The following is a 20,941-nucleotide window of genomic DNA, read 5'->3' on the forward strand; positions in this document are numbered from 1 at the left end:
CCAAACTTTCGTTTCAAAAAAGAAAAACACAAGCATAAAAAAACTCCTAAGTTCCCTTAAGAGTTTGATTAATTTTTTTGAATATTATTTTAACACCCGATTTACCTGAGCAAAATATCGCCGATAATAAGGCTCCTTTGTAGACGAAATAATTACGCCCGAATGAATAGATGAATGGATAAATTTAATTTCATCATCTACTACTTCTACAACCATTCCAACGTGATTTATTCGACTTCTCCCGTTTGTTCTAAAGAAAATTAAATCTCCTTTTTGCACCTTTTCAGTATCAATTCTTTCTCCAAAACTTGCCTGTTCAATTGATGATCTAGGCAATTTTATATCAAAACTTCCAAAAGTAGAACACATAAGTCCTGAACAATCAAAACCTGAACTTGTTGTACCGCCACTTCTATATCTTGTCCCAATATGTACTGATGCAGATTCAATCAGTTGATTGATCAAATCCTCATTAGCAATAGTAATATTAGAATTTGCACCTGCACTTTCTTGTATTTCTTCTGTTTTTACCATCCCAAGAGTTGAATTTGGCAACTTGATAGTCAACTTCGAACCAACTAATAACTTTTTTTCTATTTCAGGATTTTGCTTTTCTAAAACTGCCACGGTAATTCCGTATTTCTTAGCAATTCCGTATTTTGTTTCTTTAGGCAAAACTTCATGAAAAACAGCTGTTTCATTAGCAGAATTTGCAATTGAGTCATTATTCACACTTGCAATATCATCCCTAACAAGTACTTTATCTCCTCCAATATTGCCTTCTCTGGAAACACTTTGAGTCAGCTTTTCTTCAACTGCAATGGCTTGAGTTGCATTTTTTCCATTACTCGGAACTACGATTGTTTGACCAATACTCAGCCCTTTTTTACCAATTTTTGGGTTGGCTTTTTTCAATTCATTTAATGTAATTCCGTAGTTTTTCGCAATAACATATAATGATTCTTTCGGCTTCACTTGATGCAAAACAGTTGCATTTGCCAAACCATTTGAGGAATTTTTCTGAGATAAGTTTGAATTTTCAGTCGGACTGTTTGTTTTTGTGTTTTTAACTGAACTCAAATCTTTATCTGTAGAAACGTCACTTTCCTTATAATCAATTCGAACAGGTTTTTCTTCGACAGCAAGAGCTTCTGATGCAATTTTACCATTAGCAGGAATTACAATTATCTGACCCGCTTTCAAACCTTTTTTACCAATTTGTGGATTTATTTCCTTTAACTCCTTAACCGTTATTCCGTAATCTTTCGCAATTACATACAAAGACTCTTTGGGCTTTACCTTATGGGTAGCTGTTAATACAGTATTTTCAGCAGCGGTAGTTTTTTGCGATACATTTGAAATTTCTTTTTCTGTCAAACCAGTTGCAGGAATAACAATAGTCTGTCCAATTTTTAACCCTTCTGCCTCCAATTGCGGGTTGGCTTTATAAAGTAATTCTGCTGTAGTTTTGTATTGTTTTGTTATTCCGTAAAGTGTTTCTTTGGGTAAAACTTCGTGATTAATATCAATTATCTTTGCCGAAACACTTACTGTTTCTTTTGATTTCGAATTGGAGTTTGGAATTAATAAAACCTGATTGAGTTGTAAGGTTTTTTTAGCTTTTGGATTAAGCTTATAAATTGAAGCTGCAGAAACATTGTATTTTTGAGCAATACTAGAAATTGTTTCTCCTTTTACGATTGTATGCTTGATGTTTTTATCCTGAGAAAAAACACTAACACTACAAAAAATTAAGGTTAAAACAATTATTCTAAAAAACTTCATACTTTTTAATTTTACCCCATTTTTAACAATACCAACTATAACGAGGCAAAATATTGAATTTTACTGTATTTTCTGCCTCAAAACGAGGCTTTTTTGAGGTTTTACAAATATAACTTATTTGTTAGATTTGAAAGTTAAAGGGTTCTTAAATTTTTAAAAAATGTTATATTTATGATTTTTCAACCCTTGAATGTTATTTTATAAAAAACCTGACTGTAGTATTTTATAGACTTATAAAAACAGCAATAAAATGAAAAATGGTCCCTAAAAGCACAAAAAAATGCCAAATCGTATGGAAATATTGTTTATCCCCTTTTATATAGAAATAAACGCCTAAAGTGTAACAAATTCCTCCAGCAAGTATCCACAAAAAGACGGTCAAAGGAATTGTATTCCACAAAGGTTTAATGACAAAAATAATCATCCACCCCATTATTAAATATAGGAAAACTGAAACAAATTCAAAACGTCTGGTATAAAACACTTTGAAAATTGTACCGAGCAGCACAACAAACCACATGATTCCAAGAAACAGCAAGGCAGTATCTCTTTTCAGATACAGCATCATAAGAGGCGTATAGGTTCCCGCAATAAGATAATAAATACTTATATGATCGGCAATATTTAATATTCGTTTCGCTTTTTCATTTCGAACTAAATGATAAAAAGTTGAGAAAGTATATACTAACAGCATTCCAATTCCGAAAGTAAAAACCGAAAATAAAGTTATTAAATCATGTTTTTGAAAAGCGATTGCAATCACAAAAGGCATTCCTATTAAACAAAAAAGAATTCCCATAATATGAGTGATCCCATTTGCCAATTCTTCTTTTCTAGTTTGAATTCTTTTGTCCATAATTTAATTTACAAAAAACAACTTATTACCTTAAAAAAATATTTTTAAGTGTAGTTACAAAATAAGGAACCTCTTAACGATTGCTTTAAAGGTACTATTCAATAGTATTATTTAACTCATTATTCCCAACAATTCTTTTATTTATTATAGCAAACCAGAGTGGTGGAATTAGAGATAACAACATGCTCCCAGGATACCCTAGTGGCAGTTGCAAACTATCGTCAAGATGTCTTAAAATTTGATATTTTCGAGTTGATTTATAATGATGATCGCTATGGCGAGTAAGTTCAAATAACAAAATTCTTCCCATTTCATGATCGCTATTCCAAGAATGTTTAGGCAGCACCCTTTCTGGACGACCCGAGGGTAATATTTTTCGCTGTAATCCATAATGCTCAATATAATTGATAATTTCTAAAAGCATTACTCCAACAAAAGCTATTGCTACTGCAAAAGGAACTAATGCAAATCCAAAAAGCAAACCTACGACCAAAAGATAAAGCATTTCATAAATTGAGAACCGAATCATTTCATTGTTCCAACTCCAAATTGCTTTATTTTCCCGTTTCAATCTGTCGTTTTCCAATTTCCAAGCGTCTAAATATTGTCCCATTATTGAACGAAAAAGGAATACATATACCATTTCATTCTTCCTTGCAGTTGCAGGATCGGCCATAGTCGAAACATTTTTATGATGCCCCCGATTGTGTTCTATAAAAAAGTGTTGATACAATACGAATAGCAAACCTGCTTTCGCAAAAAGTTGAGAAACTTGATCCGTTCTATGTCCCAATTCATGAGCGACATTAATTCCCGTAGCACCCAAAACAATCCCAATACTCAAAGTCAGACCAACCAATTCTGAAGTTGATAAAACTTTAGTCTGAACTGTGTATAAATAGTAATAAGTCAAAAACAAACAAATGGGAGCACAAATAAATAAAAGCACATCAAAAAACACTTTTTTGGAGCGACTTTCTTCTACCTCAACAGGTACATTTTTTTCAGATGCTGGTATAATGGCATCCAAAATCGGAATAATTCCAAAAGCTAGAATAACGGTTGCCCAAGACCAGATCCCTTTATTTTCCAGCGCTATCCAACCAGAAAAAGGAATTATATAAGCCAGTATATATTTTAAATCTTTCATTCTAATTTATTTTAGAATTTCGCCAAGACTGCCAAGCACCAGTTGACCACAAAGCTACAATTATAAGTACGGGTTGAAATGGAAGTCTAGCCCAACGAGCAGCATCGGTATCTAAACCAAAAGCATTTCTATGTTCCACCAACTGAGCTATATTTCCTGGAAAAACCAACACAAAAAACAAAGCTACTATCCAACCCACTTTTACTCTTTGCTTCAAAAGAAAAAGCAAAGACAGTCCCAAAACAATCTCAACAAAGCCAGAAAGCAAAACCACCAAGTCAGGATCTATAGGTAACCAAGGTGGAACTTGAGACAGAAACTCTGTGCGACTCCATGTAAGATGTCCAATTCCTGCCAAAAGCAGAAAACACCCTAAAATGATTCTAGCTCCATTTTGAAATAGGGTAGTTTTATGATTTTGAATTACCGTCGTTTCCATTTTTTTTTATAAAGATAAAAACAAAGTAAAATGAAATAAAACCGTTAAGCAATAACAAATGTTATCAAAGCATTATGCATTTTTCAACCTACTCAAGTGAACGGAGGAAATATTTAGGTACGATGCAATGTAATGCTGAGAAACTCTATTGACAATTCCCGGAAAAATGATATTCATTTTATTGTAACGTTGCAAAGGGCTTTCAGTATAAAGTGACTGAATCTTATTGCTAAAAATAAAAAAATAATCCTCGGCTAATCTTCTCCCTAACTTTTCTCCTTGTTCCAGAATTGAATAGCCTTCATGAAGTGTCGCAAAAGACATTACAACCACTTCTGTTGCTTCCAATGCTTGAATCGAATAATTGGAAGCTGTCTTTTTGAGAAAACTTTCATAATCGGCGGAAAAAGTATTTTCTAAAGAAAAATGAAAGGTATGTTCTTCTTCTTTTTGATCTACAAAGAACACTCTCAACAGTCCGCTATTGACAAAATAAATTTCCTTACAAACACTTCCTGGAGAAAGAACCATTTGATTTTTCGTAAAATGCTTGATAGTAAATTTTGGTGCATACAAATTCCATTCCTCTTCTGTAATTGTAATATAAGAAGACAAAACTTGATGCATTTGTTGCAGTTGATTTTCGAGCATAAAACAGTGATTCTAATAAATAATCATGAACAAATTTTGAGTTACAATTTCCATAACAATTCCAAATTTACACTTTTATTGACGATTCCTGCATTTTTGAATTTGACCCAATATTTTTTTTCTCAACCAAAGCTAATTATAAAAACAAAAGCCCTAGCCCTGATCCTTTTTTGTCTCTTTTTTAGAGACACGAAAAGATACAAGTGGACAGCAGGAACTGGCTCCTAAAAAAGTGCCCCCTGAATCAATTCCTGTTGCGCATTGTCGCTTTTTTGCATATTAAGAATTAACTATAATTTCTTTTTCATCATTGTAACCTTTGATAAACCACCACTATAATAAGATGGTTTCTAAAAAGAAACTATCAAGATAGGAGCACAAAACAGTTATTTTGTCTCATCCAAACTCTATTTTAATAGTTAGATTGTATAAAATCAAAAAAAATAGCTAACTTTAATCACAAATACCACAAAATAATATACAAATAATTAACATTTTCTTTAAAAAAAAAAGATAATGGTTTGTAATATATATAAATTATGATTGGTAAAAAAACGTTACTTGAGTTCTTCAAAATTTCGCCCACTCCAAGTTTGCTTTTGCAAATAGACTCACCTAAATTTAGTATTGCCGATGTCAATGATGCCTTTCTAGAAGCTACTCATTCGCAACGAGAAGATTTAATTGGAAAAGGTATTTTTGAAGTATTTCCTGCTAATGATTCCTACAATGCGACTGATAGTGAAATAAATTTAACACTTTCGTCATTGAATACTGTTCTTAAGACTCACAAGAAACACCAGATGGCTATTCAAAAATATGATATTCCTATTCGAGGAACATCAGAATTTGAATTAAAATATTGGGAGTCAGAGAATATTCCTCTGTTTGATGATGATGAAAAATTAAACTTAATAGCCCATTGTAGTAGAGATGTTACCAAGCAAATTATAACAGAAAAACAATTCAAAGAGTTTGAATATTTCTTTAAAAATAGTAACGACTTTTCTTGCATCGCGAACACAGAAGGGTATTTTGAAATTACGAATCCAAGTTTTAATAATGCATTTGGGTATTCACAAAACGAATTAGAAAAAGAACCCTTTATTGATTTTGTTCATCCTGACGATATAGCTGACACTTTGAAAGTATATGACAAGTTAAAATCGGGCGCAACTGTAATTCATTTTATTAATCGCTATCGAAAGAAAGACGGTAGTTACCTGTTTTTAGATTGGAGTGCTACTCCTAATCCGGTTACCGGAAAACTGTATTGCATTGCCAGGGACATCACAGAACATAAAAAGGCAGAAAGTGATCTGAGTAATTTAAATGAACAACTGGAACAAAGGGTTCAGGAACGAACTGCGGAAGTGGAAAAAGTCCTTGAAGAAAATAATGTAATTCTGGAGAGTATTGGTGATGCTTTTTTTGCTGTAGATAAGTTTTGGAAAGTTACCTACTGGAATCGTATTGCCGAAAGGGATTTAAGCGTTTTAAAACAGGATATTGTCGGTAAAAATTTATGGGAAATGTTTTCGGATAGTATTGATTCAGAATCCTACAGAAAATATCATGAGGCAGTTGCTACCAATCAAGTCGTGCATTTTGAAGATTATTATTTAGCTTTAAACAAGTGGTATGAAATAAGTGCCTATCCATCAGAAAATGGTCTGTCAGCTTATTTCAAGGATGTAACCGAAAACAAGAAAGCCAAAGAAATAATCAAAAAAAGTAACGAACGTTTTGAATATGTTACCAAAGCTACTTTTGATGCCATTTGGGATTGGGATCTAACCGATAATAAGTTTTATTGGGGAGACGGATTTGAAAAAATATTTGGTTATAATCTCACAGAACTCAAAGATGATAGCGATGCTTGGATGAAAAACATCCATCCTGATGATTTGGAAAAAATAACACAAAGTTATTATGATACTGTTAAAAGTAATGCCATCAATTGGATTGAAGAATACCGATTTAAAAAAAATAATGGACAGTACGCCTATATAATCAATAAAGGAATAGTAATTCGGGATACTTCTGGCAGAGCTACCAGAATTATTGGAGCCATGCAGGACATTACCAAAAGAAAACAAGAGGAGGTGCGATTAAAACTCTTAGAATCTGTAATTACCAATACAGATGATTCTATTTTAATTACCGAAGCCGAACCCTTTGATCAACCCGGGCCACGAATAATTTATGTCAACGATGCTTTTACCAAAATGACCGGATATACAGCGGATGAAGTCATAGGTAAAACACCCCGAATATTACAAGGTCCAGAAACCGATAGAGAAGAACTAAACAAATTAGGTGCTGCAATACGCAAATGGCAGCCTTACGAAGTAACCTTATTGAATTATAAGAAAAATGGAGAAGAATTTTGGCTTCATATCTCTATAAATCCGGTTGCTGATGCCACTGGTTGGTTTACGCATTGGATCGCTATTGAACGGGATGTAACACAACAAAAAAGAGAAGAAGAAAGATTAAAATTATTAGAATCGGTAATTACCAATACCAATGATGCAGTAGTGATAAAAGAAGCGAAACCTTTAAGTGAATTAGGAAGAAAAATTGTTTATGTCAATGAATCCTTTACTCGTATGAGTGGTTATACTTCGGATGAAATTATTGGTAGAACGCACAAGTTATTACAAGGCCCTAATACCAATGAAGAAGAATTAGTTCGTTTTTATAAAGCCCTGGATGAAGGGCAACCCTGTGAAATTGAAATTATCAATTATAATAAAAACGGCAAAGAATATTGGGTGAATTTGTCACTAAATCCGGTGACCAACTCTAAAGGAGAATACACACATTGGATTTCTATTGAACGGGATGTAACCGAAAGAAAAAATCAGGAAAAAAAATTAAAAGAAACAACGCAAAGGCTATTAGATACTATTGAAAGTATTCAGGACGGGTTTTATACTCTAGATTCCAATTGGAATGTAAGCTATTGGAATATAGAAGCCGAGAGAATTTCCGGTAAGACCAAAGAAGAAATGATAGGTAAGAACTTTTGGGAACTATACGATGGTCGTATTTCCGAAAAGATTAATACTGCTTTTCATAAAGCCAAATCTAACAATAAACCTATTCGATTTGAAGTATATTCAAAACAAAGCAAATATTGGTTTGAATTAAATGCTTTCCCTTCAGAATTGGGGTTAACTGTCTATTTTAAAAATATAACCGAAAGAAAACACACCGAGTCCAAACTCAAAAAAATAAACCGCTCATTGGAAAACCATGTGAAAGAATTGGCTATTTCTAATCAAGAGCTTGAGCAATTTGCCTATGTAGCTTCTCATGATTTACAGGAACCTTTGCGAATGATTACGAGTTTTCTAACACAAATTGAAAAAAAATATGGAGATGTACTGGATGAAAAAGGTAAAAAATACATCTTCTTTGCCGTTGACGGTGCCAAACGAATGCGACAAATTATACTGGATTTATTAGAATTTTCACGAATAGGTAAAAATGAAAACAGACACGAAAAGGTTGATTTGAATAGTATAGTCGAAGAAATCATTTTATTATACAGGAAACAAATAGAAGAGAAAAAAGCCATAATAAATTATGAAGCACTTCCTATATTGCATAGTTATGCTGTCCCATTAAGGCAGGTTTTTCAGAACTTAATAAGCAATAGTTTAAAATACTCCAAACCAGACAGTGCGCCTGTTGTCAGTATTTACTGTAGTGAGAGTGCCGCTTTTTGGAAATTTGAAATAAAGGATAATGGTATTGGTATTAATTCAGAATATTATGATAAAATATTTATTATTTTTCAGCGCCTGCATAGCAAAGAGGAATATTCAGGAACTGGCATGGGGTTAGCCATTACCAAAAAAATTATTGAGAATTTAAGAGGGGAAATTTGGGTAAAATCGGAAGAAGGTAAAGGCACTAGTTTTTATTTTACTATTCCAAAAAAATAAACAACAAAAAACATGAAAAGAATTCACATTTTATTAGTTGAGGATAACGAAGGGGATATTCTTTTAACTACTGACGCACTAGAAGAAGGAAAAATAATCAATAAAGTGAGTGTCGTTAAAGACGGTAAACTAGCTATTGATTTTTTAAATAATAAAGAACCCTATGTTGATGCAGAAATACCCAATCTAATTTTACTGGATATTAACTTACCAAAAAAAAATGGTCACGAAGTATTGAAGTACATTAAAGGAAGTGAAAAATTCAGACATATTCCTATCATTATGCTTACCACTTCTTCTTCCGAAAAAGACATTCATGAAGCTTACAATCATTATGTTAATTGTTTTATTACCAAACCCGTGGATGTAGATGAATTTATGGAAGCTGTGACAAAAATTGAAAGTTTCTGGATTAGCATAGTACAACTTCCTTAAAAAAATTAAAATGAAAGCGATTAATGATAATAAGCATTATGAGATAGTCGTCGTCGAAGACAATTTAGGCGACTATACCCTTATTGAAGATTATTTAGAAGAACAATTTTTATCTTATAACATTTCTTGGGCTAAAAATTTTAATGAGGCCAAAGGAATAGTAAACAATGCAAAAATTAAATATGATTTAGTACTCTTAGACCTTTCGCTACCTGATAAAAGCGGTGAAGAACTTATAAATGAAATAGCAGTACTTTACCATGGGATACCAATAATTGTTTTAACAGGATATTCCAATATTAATTTTGGTGCAAAATCATTATCGCTGGGGGTCTCTGATTATTTGATAAAAGATGAATTAGATGCCAATATACTATATAAAAGTATTGTTTATAATATTGAAAGAAGAAAAACAGTATTGCAATTAGAGACTTCTGAAAAGCGGTATAGTGATTTATCTCATTTAAGTCCCCAACCTATGTGGGTTTATGATATAGGGACTTTGCGCTTTTTAGACGTAAATCTAGCCGCAGAAAAGCATTATGGTTATTCTTTACAGGAATTTTTGGAAATGACAATTAAAGACATCAGACCAACTGAAGATGTCCCTAAATTAATCAAAGAGCTTGAAATCCTAAATAAAAAAGAAGAGATTCGATCATCGGGGCCCTACAGGCATCAAAAGAAAAATGGTGAAATAATATACGTTGAAATACAAAGCAATACCCTACCTTTTCAAAACACAGTCGGCAGAATTATTTTGGCCAACGATGTCACAGAACGTAATGCTTATGTCGAAGCCATCGAAAAACAAAATGAAAAATTAAAAGAAATTGCCTGGATACAATCTCATGTGGTAAGAGCTCCTTTGTCGCGAATGATGGGTCTTATTGATATTATTAAAAACTACGGAATTGATGATACTGAAAATAAAAATTTATTAAATTATTTGTTAGCCTCAGCCGAAGAACTTGATACTATTATTAAAGATATTTCAAAAAAAGCGGAAACTATTAATCTTGATAGCGCCATACCTTTAAAATCAATTGGAAAAGAATAAATATAAAATGTAATGCTGAAAATACTAAAAATACGTTTTATTAAAGACGATACTATTGAAGTTGTGAAATTCAATAGAATCATAAAAGCATTAGGATTAGAACACCGCTAAGACAAAGTCCCCCTATTTTTTTCTTAAATCTCTTTAGAATTTTATGTAATTTCCAAAATTATAAAAAAAAGAAAATATTCATGCTTTATGAATTTCTATGGTGTGCTCATCTTGTGTAACAAAGTCGGGGGAATTTGAAAACACAAAACCAAAAAAAGTCAAAAATTTATAAATCAATACTTTTATAAAAAAACTCCCAAGTTATCTTGAGAGTTTTTACTATAAAGATTTTTAAATACTTATGCGTTACTTGCAGCTGCAATTAAGTTTAAAGCTGAACCGGCTTTGTACCAACCAATTTGCCCTTCGTTGTAGGTATGGTTTGCCAAAATAAGATCTTTGGTTCCATCGGAGTGAACTAATTCTAAAGTCAATGGTTTTCCTGGAGCAAAATCAACTAAATCAATGAAGTTGATGGTATCATCTTCTTGGATTTTGTCATAATCAGCTTCGTTTGCAAATGTCAATCCCAACAAACCTTGTTTTTTAAGGTTCGTTTCGTGAATACGGGCAAATGATTTGACTAATACCGCTTTTACGCCCAAGAAACGCGGCTCCATGGCAGCATGTTCACGAGAAGATCCTTCTCCATAATTCTGATCTCCAACGACAACTGAAGGAATACCAGCCGCTTTGTAGGCACGAGCTACAGCAGGAACTGCATCGTACTCTCCTGTCAATTGATTCTTGACTGAATTTGCTTTTTGATTGAATGCATTGACGGCACCAATCAACATATTATTTGAGATATTATCTAGATGTCCACGGAAACGCAACCATGGTCCTGCCATAGAAATGTGGTCGGTAGTACATTTTCCAAAAGCCTTAATTAATAATTTAGCTCCCGTAATATTTTTACCGTCCCATGCATCAAATGGAGCCAATAATTGCAAACGATCTGAAGTTTCGCTTACCACAATCTTAACGCTTGATCCATCTTCGGCTGGTGCTTGAAAACCGTTGTCATCAACATCAAAACCTCTTTTTGGCAATTCGTCACCAAATGGAGCCGTCAATTTTACTTCTTCCCCATTGTCATTCAATAAAGTATCGGTCAACGGATTAAAATCCAATCTTCCTGAAATAGCCAATGCAGCTACCATTTCTGGTGACGTTACAAAAGCATGTGTATTTGGATTACCGTCTGCTCTTTTAGAGAAATTACGGTTAAATGAATGTACGATAGTGTTTTTCTCGCCCTTATCAGCTCCTGCTCTATCCCATTGTCCAATACATGGTCCGCAAGCATTGGTAAATACTTTGGTTCCCATTTTTTCGAAAGTGGCAATTATACCGTCTCTTTCGATAGTATAGCGAATTTGCTCTGAACCTGGATTAATTCCGAATTCCGCTTTTGGAGTGATTCCGTGTTCTACGGCTTGGTTTACGATTGAAGCCGCACGAGCCATATCCTCGTAGGATGAGTTCGTACAAGAACCAATCAATCCCCATTCTACTTTTATTGGCCATCCATTTGCAGCCGCTTCCGCTTTCATTTTAGAAACAGGCGTTCCGCGATCTGGTGTAAAAGGCCCGTTGATGTGAGGCTCTAATTCTGATAAATTAATTTCGATAACTTGATCAAAATATTGTTCTGGATTTGCATATACTTCTGGATCCCCAGTCAAATATGAAGCTACTTTATCGGCAGCATCAACAATATCCTGACGATCTGTAGCCGCTAAATACCTACGCATAGAATCGTCGTAACCAAATGTAGATGTGGTAGCACCAATCTCTGCCCCCATATTACAAATTGTTCCTTTTCCTGTACAAGACATTGAAGTAGCACCTTCTCCAAAATATTCAACAATAGCTCCAGTTCCACCTTTTACGGTAAGAATATCGGCTACTTTTAAGATAACGTCTTTTGGAGCTGTCCAACCCGATAATTTTCCGGTCAATTTTACTCCAATCAATTTAGGAAATTTCAATTCCCAAGACATTCCAGACATTACATCTACTGCATCAGCACCACCAACACCTATTGCTAGCATGCCCAATCCACCTGCATTTACAGTATGGGAATCGGTACCAATCATCATTCCTCCAGGAAAAGCATAATTTTCTAAAACAATTTGGTGAATAATTCCTGATCCTGGTTTCCAAAAACCAATTCCATATTTATTTGAGACTGAGGACAAGAAATCAAAAACTTCTTTTGACTGTTTATTTGCAACAGCCAAATCTGATTCAGCTCCGTTTTTAGCTAAAATCAAGTGATCACAGTGAACAGTAGTTGGTACTGCAACTGTTTTCTTTCCAGCGTGCATAAATTGCAACAATGCCATTTGAGCCGTGGCATCTTGACAAGCCACTCTGTCTGGAGCAAAATCAACATAATCAACCCCTCTTCCATATGCTTGGGTAGCGACGCCATCCCAAAGGTGACTGTACAAAATCTTTTCGGATAAAGTAAGTGGACGACCAACTATTTCGCGTGCTGCATCAACACGACTTGTCATGTTAGCATACACTTTTTTAATCATTTCAATATCAAAAGCCATAATGTTTTAGGTGTTTTTGTTATTATATTTTGAACATTACAAGGTACAAAAAAATAGAGTACAAAAAAAAGCCTGAGTCATTAGGCTCAGGCTTTAACATTATAATTAACTAATTATGTATAATTATTTAACTAGTAATTTATGAGAAGGCGCAAACTTGGTTAGATTAATACCTTCTACAGCAGTTTTATATTCTTCTATTGTTGGGGTTCTTCCAAGTATTGTAGATAAAACTACAACTGGCGTAGAGGAAAGTAATGATTCTCCTTTTTTACCCTCAGTATCTTCAACGACTCTTCCTTGGAAAAGACGAGTAGATGTTGCCATAACCGTATCTCCTTTGGCCGCTTTTTCTTGGTTACCCATACAAAGATTACAACCTGGACGCTCTAAGTACAACATATTTTCGTATGATGTACGTGCTGCAGCTTTAGGAACATTATCGTCAAATTCGAAACCAGAATATTTTTGTAAAATTTCCCAGTCACCTTCTGCTTTCAATTCATCAACAATATTATAAGTAGGAGGTGCTACAACTAGAGGCGCTTTGAACTCTACTTTACCTTCTTGCTCATCAATATTCTTAAGCATGTGAGCAAGGATTTTCATATCTCCTTTGTGAACCATACAAGAACCGATAAATCCAAGATCTACTTTTTTAACTCCACCATAGAAAGATAAAGGTCTGATGGTATCGTGAGTATATCGTTTAGAAACATCAGCATTATTTACGTCTGGATCAGCAATCATTGGCTCAGCAATCTGATCCAAATCTACAACCACTTCAGCGTAATACTTAGCGTTTGCATCAGGTCTTAGCGCTGGTTTTTCACCTGATATAATCTCAGCGATTCTCTTGTCAGCTATAGCAATCAATCCTTTAAGAACTTGATTTTTGTTATCCATTCCCTTGTCAATCATGATTTGAATTCTACCTTTCGCCATCTCCAAAGATTCAATCAAAGTATAATCCTCAGAAATACAGATAGACGCTTTTGCTTTCATTTCAGCAGTCCAGTCCGTAAACGTAAACGCTTGATCCGCATTAAGAGTTCCTAAGTGAACCTCAATAATTCTTCCTTGGAATACATTTTCTCCACCAAATGTTTTAAGCATCTGAGATTGTGTAGCATGAACCACATCACGGAAATCCATGTATCCTTTCATATCTCCTTTGAAAGTTACCTTCACAGATTCTGGAATTGGCATAGAAGCCTCACCAGTAGCCAATGCAAGAGCAACAGTTCCTGAGTCAGCACCAAAAGCAACACCTTTAGACATTCTTGTATGAGAGTCACCACCGATGATGATAGCCCACTCGTTTACAGTAATATCATTAAGCACTTTGTGAATTACATCCGTCATTGAATGATAAACGCCTTTCGGGTCACGAGCTGTGATCAATCCGAAATCGTTCATGAATTTCATTAATCGCGGGATATTTGCCTTAGACTTATTATCCCAAACTGAAGCAGTATGACAACCTGATTGGTAAGCACCGTCAACAATTGGAGAAATCACAGTAGCAGCCATAGACTCTAATTCCTGAGAAGTCATCAAACCAGTTGTATCTTGTGAACCAACGATATTCACAGTAACACGAACATCAGAACCAGCATGTAAAATTTTACCTGGTGTTGTTCCTACCGCATTTTTATTAAATATTTTTTCTACAGCCGTAAGACCTTGCCCTTCAACAGAAACCTCTTTTGATGGAGCATATACTGATACAATAGGAATACCCAGAGTCTTTGATGCAAATGTTTGCAATTTTTTTCCAAATACAATTGCGTAAGATCCACCTGCTTTTATAAATTCAATTTTCTGAGGAGTAAATGCCTTAGAAATATCAATCAATTCTTTATCACCGTTATAAAGTTTCTTTGTCTTTGTATTAATAGTAAGAACAGTACCGGTAGCAACAGAATAAACTTCTTCAAGAATAGGATCACCACTTTCATTACGAACAACGTTCCCATTTTCGTCAAGTTTTTTTACCCAGTTTTTAAGGTCAAGACCAATACCACCAGTAACATCAACAGTTGTTAGGAAAATCGGAGAAATACCATTTGTTCCCGCAACTATTGGAGCAATATTAATAAATGGAACATAAGGACTTGCTTGTTTTCCACTCCAAAGTGCCACGTTATTTACACCTGACATTCTTGAAGAACCCACACCCATAGTACCTTTTTCAGCGATTAACATCACGCTCTTATCAGGATTCGCAGTTGCTAATGCTTTGATTTCAGCTTGTGCTTCAGGAGAAATTAAACATTTTCCATGAAGTTCACGATCTGAACGGGAGTGCGCTTGGTTTCCTGGAGAAAGTAAATCAGTTGAAATATCTCCTTCACCAGCAATAAAAGTAACTACCTTAATTTCTTCTGCAATTTCAGGCAATTTAGTAAAGAACTCAGCCTTTGCGTAACTCTCTAAGATATCCTTAGCAATTTCGTTACCGTTTTTGAAAGCCTCAGCCAAACGATCAGTATCTGCTTCATAAAGATAAACTTGTGTCTTTAAAACTTCGGCAGCATCTTTTGCAATAGCAACATCATTACCTAAAGCTAAATCAAGTAATACCTTTATAGAAGTACCACCCTTCATATGCGATAATAACTCTAAAGCAAAAGCAGGGGTAATTTCAGCAACTACTGATTGACCTAGAACGATTTCTTTTAAAAAATTAGCTTTAACATTTGCAGCAGGAGTAGTTCCAGGAACAACATTATAAATAAAGAAGTTAAGAGAATCTACTCTGTACTCGTTATTTAAATCTTTAATTTGCGCAATGATTTCGCTTAGCAATTCGGCGCCATCAATAGGTTTCGGGTGAAGCCCCTGACCTTTTCGTTCTTCGATTTCTTTAATGTAATCGCTATAAGTCATAATGATATCTTTTCAATGTTATATGGCATTTTTTTTTATTATTTTAAAATAAAAAAGCCATAATAATAAGTGAGTTATTTTTTTGTGTTGCAAATCTAATAATTAAAGATGAGAATTAAAAAAAATTTAATAGAAGTCGCCTTTTTGAAAATTATTATTGCAAAATTAAAGATTTCGATGCGATAAAATAAGAAAAAATCATGTTTTAGCCTTTTATTTTAAATATTATACAAATAAAAATTTTAATTTTAACAAATAGAAAAAATAATGTTAAAACAAAAAGTGCTACATTCTTATTAGAACATAGCACTTTTCAGTAATTTATTATTTTTTCCTTTTAAATTAGCTTTCCAATTATCATTTCCTCAGTCACTCCTTCGGCGTCAGCTTTGTAATTTTTAATAATTCGGTGTCGCAAAATACCAACCGCCACAGCCTTTACATCTTCAATATCCGGTGAAAACTTTCCGTGAAAAGCAGCATTGGCTTTGGCCGCCAAAATCAAATTCTGTGAAGCCCTTGGGCCTGCACCCCAATCTAGATAATTTTTAACAAATTCATTCGAAAGCGCGTTATCGGGACGGGTTTTACTTACCAATGTTACGGCATATTCTACAACATTATCCGCTACAGGAATACGACGAATCAAATGCTGAAAATCGATTATCTCCTGCGCTGTAAACAATGCATTTACAGTAGCACTTGAATCTGCAGTTGTGCGTTTTACCACCTGTACCTCTTCTTCAAACGAAGGATATTCCAATTTTATGGCAAACATAAAACGGTCCAATTGTGCTTCGGGCAAAGGATAAGTTCCTTCTTGCTCGATTGGATTTTGGGTTGCCAACACAAAATAAGGCAAACTCAATTTATGATTTGCTCCCGCAATAGTAACCGAACGTTCTTGCATCGCTTCTAATAAGGCAGCTTGCGTTTTTGGAGGTGTTCTATTTATTTCATCTGCCAGAATAATATTCGAAAATATTGGTCCTTTTATAAATTTAAACTGTCTATTTTCGTCCAAAATTTCACTTCCAAGAATATCTGAAGGCATTAAATCCGGAGTGAACTGAATTCTCTTAAAATCCAATCCCAAAGCCTGCGCCAAAGTGTTTACCAATAATGTTTTTGCTAATCCAGGAACACCCACTAACAAGGCATGTCCTCCAGAAAAAATACAAAGCAAAATTTGATCTACAACTGCTTCTTGGCCAACAATTATTTTTGCAATTTCTTTTTTTAGTTCGTTACGTTTTTGAACCAAATTCTGTATTGCTGTTACATCCGACATTTTATATTTTTTTAATTAAAAAAGGGTTAGTACTATGAAAACATAAAACTAACCCTTTTTATTTATTTAATGAAAATTATTTTTTCAACCAGTTATTTGTAAAAGGGCAATCTCTATATTCACCCAAAACTTTAATATAGGTATCTTTTATTTTGGCATCAAACCATTTTCCAATAGCCTGAATTTGTTTTTCTTTCAAAGCCAAATCTTTAATTTTGATGTAATCTTTAGCATAATCAGCCGTGTGCTCATCGATTCTATTGGTTACAATCATAATTTTATAATCTTTCTTACCTTGATTATCTTCAAGAAAAGGCATAGAAATTTCGTTGTCTTTTAAATTGGAAACCTGAGTATATAGTGACGGATCCATTTTTGTCAATTCAAATCGGGTATCTTGCGTCTTAGGATTTACAAGGGCTCCACCATTTGCTCTCGTTTCTTTTTCATCAGATGTTGTTCTGGCGGCTTCCGCAAAAGTGATTTCTTTGTTTAAGATTTTATTTCTAATCAAGGTAATTTTTTCCTTCGCTTCTTTCAAAGCATCTGGCGAAAATGTTGGTGAAATCAATATATGTCTCAATTCAACTTCTTGACCTTTTATTTTTTCAACATAAATAATATGATATCCAAAAGTAGTTTCAAAAGGTTCTGAGATCTCGCCTTCGGCAAGACTAAAAGCGACATCTTTAAATTCTTTTACAAATGGGGTTCTCCTTGTCATTTTATAATACCCACCATTCTTACTGGAACCTGGATCTTCTGAATACAAAACTGCTTTGGTCGCAAAACTCGCGCCTTCCTTACATTCTTTTCGGAATGCATTGAGTTTGTCAATTACTTTTTGCTTATCCGCATCGGTAAGTTTTGGCTTGATAACAATTTGAGCAACTTCCAATTCAGCTCCAAAAACGGGTAAATCTGCTGTTGGTATTTTTTTATAGAATTCACGAACTTCTTCAGGTGTGATTTCGACTTTATCTATAATTTTTTTTCTCATTTCTTCAGTCAGCTTTTGCTCTTTCAAAACATCAAAGAAATAAGTTCTAAATTCTTCCTCAGAATCCTTTTGATAATACTTTACCACTTTATCCATAGAACCTATTTGTTCTACCATATAGTTTAGTCTTTCATCCATCATCCCTTTTACTTCGGCATCACTTACTATAATACTGTCTTGAACCGCCTGATGGGCATACAATTTATCTTCTAGCAGACTTCCCAGAATCTGGCATCTTGTAATATCTTTTATTGAACCACCGCGACTGCTAATTTCTAAAAAGGATTTATCAATATCCGAATCCAAAACAATATAATCACCAACAGTTGCTACCACTCCATCCACTTTCAATCTTTTGCCAGATGGCTCAACCGCTTTAATGGCAACCACACTATCTTTTATAATTTCTTGAGCATGCATTAATAAAGGTGAGATAAAGCAAAGAAATAATGTAACAACAACCTTATTCACCAAGGATTTCATTCTGACTGTTTTTAAAGACATTTTATATAATTTATATATTATTTTACAGGATATATATTGATTTAAAAAATCACAAATAACTACAAACAAGCACTTTAGTTGCAAATTTATTTAATTATCCGTTTTTTAAGCATTAAAAAGCATTTATCCTACAAAAAATAACTACCATTTACAAAACTTAAAGCGAACAAAAATAACAATTCGATTGCATTAAACAAGTTTCCCTACTAGTATTAACAAAAAATTATTAAGTTCCTAAATGGTCACTAATGCATTGATTGTAATTCGGAAATCAAATGCTTCTTTAAAATTGAAAAATCATTAATAATCTTAAAAAAATTTGCGAATTTAAATTTCACTCGATTTGGTTATTTTTTAAGGAATTAGCATTTAAAAAAAACATAAAATATCGTATTCTTATTATTTTATTTAAAAATCATTTTTTGCATTTTTAAATAATTAATAAAAAATAAGCATTTTAATAATTATTCGAAAAAAGCAACTTTTAAGAACCATTATTAAGACTGATTTACAACAACTTATAAACACTACATCGTTATAGTTTTGCTTTGAAATAAAAAATTTACAAACAATAGTGTTTTTTAAATACATTCGCTACAGCATAAATATAAATACATCGTTTTCAGTAATTTATAATTTAAAATAATGACTAAAAATTAAGCCTATTTATATTCAGCTAAAAATAATTAACACCAATTAACCAACTAAATTTACCAGATTATGAAAAAACCAAATTTTAAAATGTACGCATTATGTGCATTATTAGTCGGGCTTTATTCCTGTAATTCATCGGATGAAGCCACTACTAATAGCATTGAAACCGCACGTGAATTCAAAATCATCAATGTCACGACACATGATGGCCGCCCTTTTAGTACAGGAAAAACAAGTTCTTCAATTACAGGAAAATATGTCGACAATCCTGGCGGGGGCGTTATGATGCAAGCCTTTTATTGGGATGTTCCAGCAGGTGGAAACTGGTGGAATACAGTAGGAACAAAAGTTGTAGCATGGGGAAATGCAGGAATTGGTTCCATCTGGCTACCTCCTGTGTCAAAAGCACAAAATGGAGCTTTCTCAATGGGATATGATCCAACAGATTATTTTGACTTTGGAGATTATAATCAAAATGGAACTGTAGAAACTCGTTTTGGATCTAAAGCCGAACTGGTAAGCTTAATAACAAAAGCACACGCAGAAAACATAAAAGTGTACGCCGATATTGTAATCAACCACAATAGTGGCGGACAATTAGAAAACAATCCATTTACAGGAACCCAAACCTATACTAACTTCACGGGTGTTGCTTCAGGAAAATTCAAAAGAACTAGTGCCGATTTTTACAAAAATTCATTCGGGAATAACGATGAAGGTTCTTTTGGAGGATTTCCGGATTTATGTCATGCTGCACCAAATGTACAAGACTGGTTATGGAAAAGAACCGATGGTGTAGGTAAATACTATAAAAACACAATGAAATTTGATGGATGGAGATTTGACTATGTAAAAGGTTTTGGATCATGGGTAATAAAAGACTGGAATACAAACGTAGGCGGATTTTCTGTTGGTGAATTATGGGATTCAAATGTAAATATCCTAAACAATTGGGCTAATGCAGCAAATAGTTCAGTATTTGATTTTGCTTGTTATTACAAAATGAATGACGCTTTTGACGGCAACAATCTAAACTTATTGACAGATGACATGATGTGGAAAAGAAATCCATACAAAGCAGTCACATTTGTAACCAATCACGATACAGATGAAATTTGGGCCAAAGAATTAGCTTATGCATATATACTTACCCACGAAGGTTATCCGACAATTTTCTACAGAGACTATGAAGAATGGCTTAATAAAGCAAAATTGAACAATCTAATTTGGATTCATAACAACAAAGCGACAGGAAATACATCAATATTATATGCCGATAATGATGAATATGTTGCAAGAAGAAACGGCTACAATGGCAATCCAGGATTGGTAGTATACATCAACAATTCTACATCAACACTAGAAAGATGGATTCAGACCAATTGGGCATCCAAACAAATCAAAGATTTTACAGGAAATTCTACCTGGTATCCTACAACCCAAGCAGATCAATGGGTAAAAATACAATGTCCTCCAAAAAGCTACACAGTTTGGTCATTAAATATCTAAAACTAAAAGTATAAAAAATTTAAAGCTATCCATTATTGGGTAGCTTTTTTGGTTATAGCATAAATTAACATCAAAGAGAAACAAGAAAGACTCCTTTTATTATAAGTATATTTTTCAAATAGCATTTATAAATAGTACTTT

13 protein-coding genes are annotated in these 20,941 nt (G+C 33.7%); 4 read left to right on the forward strand and 9 right to left on the reverse strand.

The features are described from left to right. Positions 1-84: 84 nt before the first annotated feature. The 5 genes from OLM57_RS00240 to OLM57_RS00260 form a co-directional block, all read right to left on the reverse strand. Positions 85-1,785: a peptidoglycan endopeptidase gene (locus tag OLM57_RS00240; protein ID WP_264565242.1), complete on the reverse strand. Its 1,701-nt coding sequence runs from the start codon at positions 1,783-1,785 to the stop codon at positions 85-87. Between the two features lie 223 nt (positions 1,786-2,008). Beyond that, the gene (gene trhA, locus OLM57_RS00245; RefSeq protein ID WP_264565243.1) at positions 2,009-2,641 is read right to left on the reverse strand and encodes a PAQR family membrane homeostasis protein TrhA; all 633 of its coding nucleotides are present in this window, start codon (positions 2,639-2,641) and stop codon (positions 2,009-2,011) included. Between the two features lie 94 nt (positions 2,642-2,735). After that, positions 2,736-3,791 carry an alkane 1-monooxygenase gene (locus OLM57_RS00250; protein ID WP_264565244.1) on the reverse strand — a complete coding sequence of 352 codons (1,056 nt, stop codon included), beginning with the start codon at positions 3,789-3,791 and terminating at the stop codon, positions 2,736-2,738. Position 3,792: 1 nt separating this feature from the next. Further along, a complete protein-coding gene (locus tag OLM57_RS00255) occupies positions 3,793-4,230 on the reverse strand; it encodes a DoxX family membrane protein (protein WP_264565245.1) in 438 nt (145 codons plus the stop codon). A 72-nt stretch (positions 4,231-4,302) separates the two neighbouring features. After that, positions 4,303-4,881, reverse strand: coding sequence for a Crp/Fnr family transcriptional regulator (locus OLM57_RS00260; RefSeq protein WP_264565246.1), 579 nt, complete (start codon positions 4,879-4,881; stop codon positions 4,303-4,305). 539 nt (positions 4,882-5,420) lie between these two features. Between OLM57_RS00260 and OLM57_RS00265 the strand changes: the two genes are divergently transcribed. Genes OLM57_RS00265 through OLM57_RS00275 form a run of 3 tightly spaced genes read left to right on the forward strand, consistent with a single transcriptional unit; the run spans position 5,421 to position 10,332 of the window. Continuing rightward, the gene (locus OLM57_RS00265; RefSeq protein WP_264565247.1) at positions 5,421-8,837 is read left to right on the forward strand and encodes a PAS domain S-box protein; all 3,417 of its coding nucleotides are present in this window, start codon (positions 5,421-5,423) and stop codon (positions 8,835-8,837) included. Between the two features lie 12 nt (positions 8,838-8,849). Then, a complete protein-coding gene (locus tag OLM57_RS00270; protein ID WP_264565248.1) occupies positions 8,850-9,272 on the forward strand; it encodes a response regulator in 423 nt (140 codons plus the stop codon). Positions 9,273-9,282: 10 nt separating this feature from the next. Beyond that, positions 9,283-10,332, forward strand: a complete 1,050-nt coding sequence (locus tag OLM57_RS00275; protein ID WP_264565249.1) for a response regulator — start codon at positions 9,283-9,285, stop codon at positions 10,330-10,332. Positions 10,333-10,682: 350 nt separating this feature from the next. On the opposite strand, the gene OLM57_RS00280 is transcribed toward OLM57_RS00275, so the two are convergent. From OLM57_RS00280 to OLM57_RS00295, 4 genes are all read right to left on the reverse strand, one after another. Beyond that, positions 10,683-12,950, reverse strand: a complete 2,268-nt coding sequence (locus OLM57_RS00280; protein WP_264565250.1) for an aconitate hydratase — start codon at positions 12,948-12,950, stop codon at positions 10,683-10,685. Positions 12,951-13,073: 123 nt separating this feature from the next. Beyond that, positions 13,074-15,845, reverse strand: coding sequence for a bifunctional aconitate hydratase 2/2-methylisocitrate dehydratase (locus tag OLM57_RS00285; RefSeq protein WP_264566933.1), 2,772 nt, complete (start codon positions 15,843-15,845; stop codon positions 13,074-13,076). A gap of 334 nt (positions 15,846-16,179) precedes the next feature. Further along, positions 16,180-17,133 (reverse strand): AAA family ATPase, encoded by a 954-nt coding sequence (locus OLM57_RS00290; RefSeq protein ID WP_264565251.1) that lies wholly within the window; start codon positions 17,131-17,133, stop codon positions 16,180-16,182. A 76-nt stretch (positions 17,134-17,209) separates the two neighbouring features. Beyond that, complete coding sequence (locus tag OLM57_RS00295; protein ID WP_264565252.1) at positions 17,210-18,637, reverse strand: peptidylprolyl isomerase; 1,428 nt, start codon at positions 18,635-18,637, stop codon at positions 17,210-17,212. 720 nt (positions 18,638-19,357) lie between these two features. Here OLM57_RS00295 and OLM57_RS00300 point away from each other — a divergent pair. Further along, the gene (locus OLM57_RS00300; RefSeq protein WP_264565253.1) at positions 19,358-20,800 is read left to right on the forward strand and encodes an alpha-amylase; all 1,443 of its coding nucleotides are present in this window, start codon (positions 19,358-19,360) and stop codon (positions 20,798-20,800) included. The last annotated feature ends 141 nt before the right edge of the window (positions 20,801-20,941 follow it).

This window comes from Flavobacterium sp. N3904 (assembly GCF_025947305.1).
In the GTDB taxonomy this organism is placed as follows: Bacteria; Bacteroidota; Bacteroidia; order Flavobacteriales; family Flavobacteriaceae; genus Flavobacterium.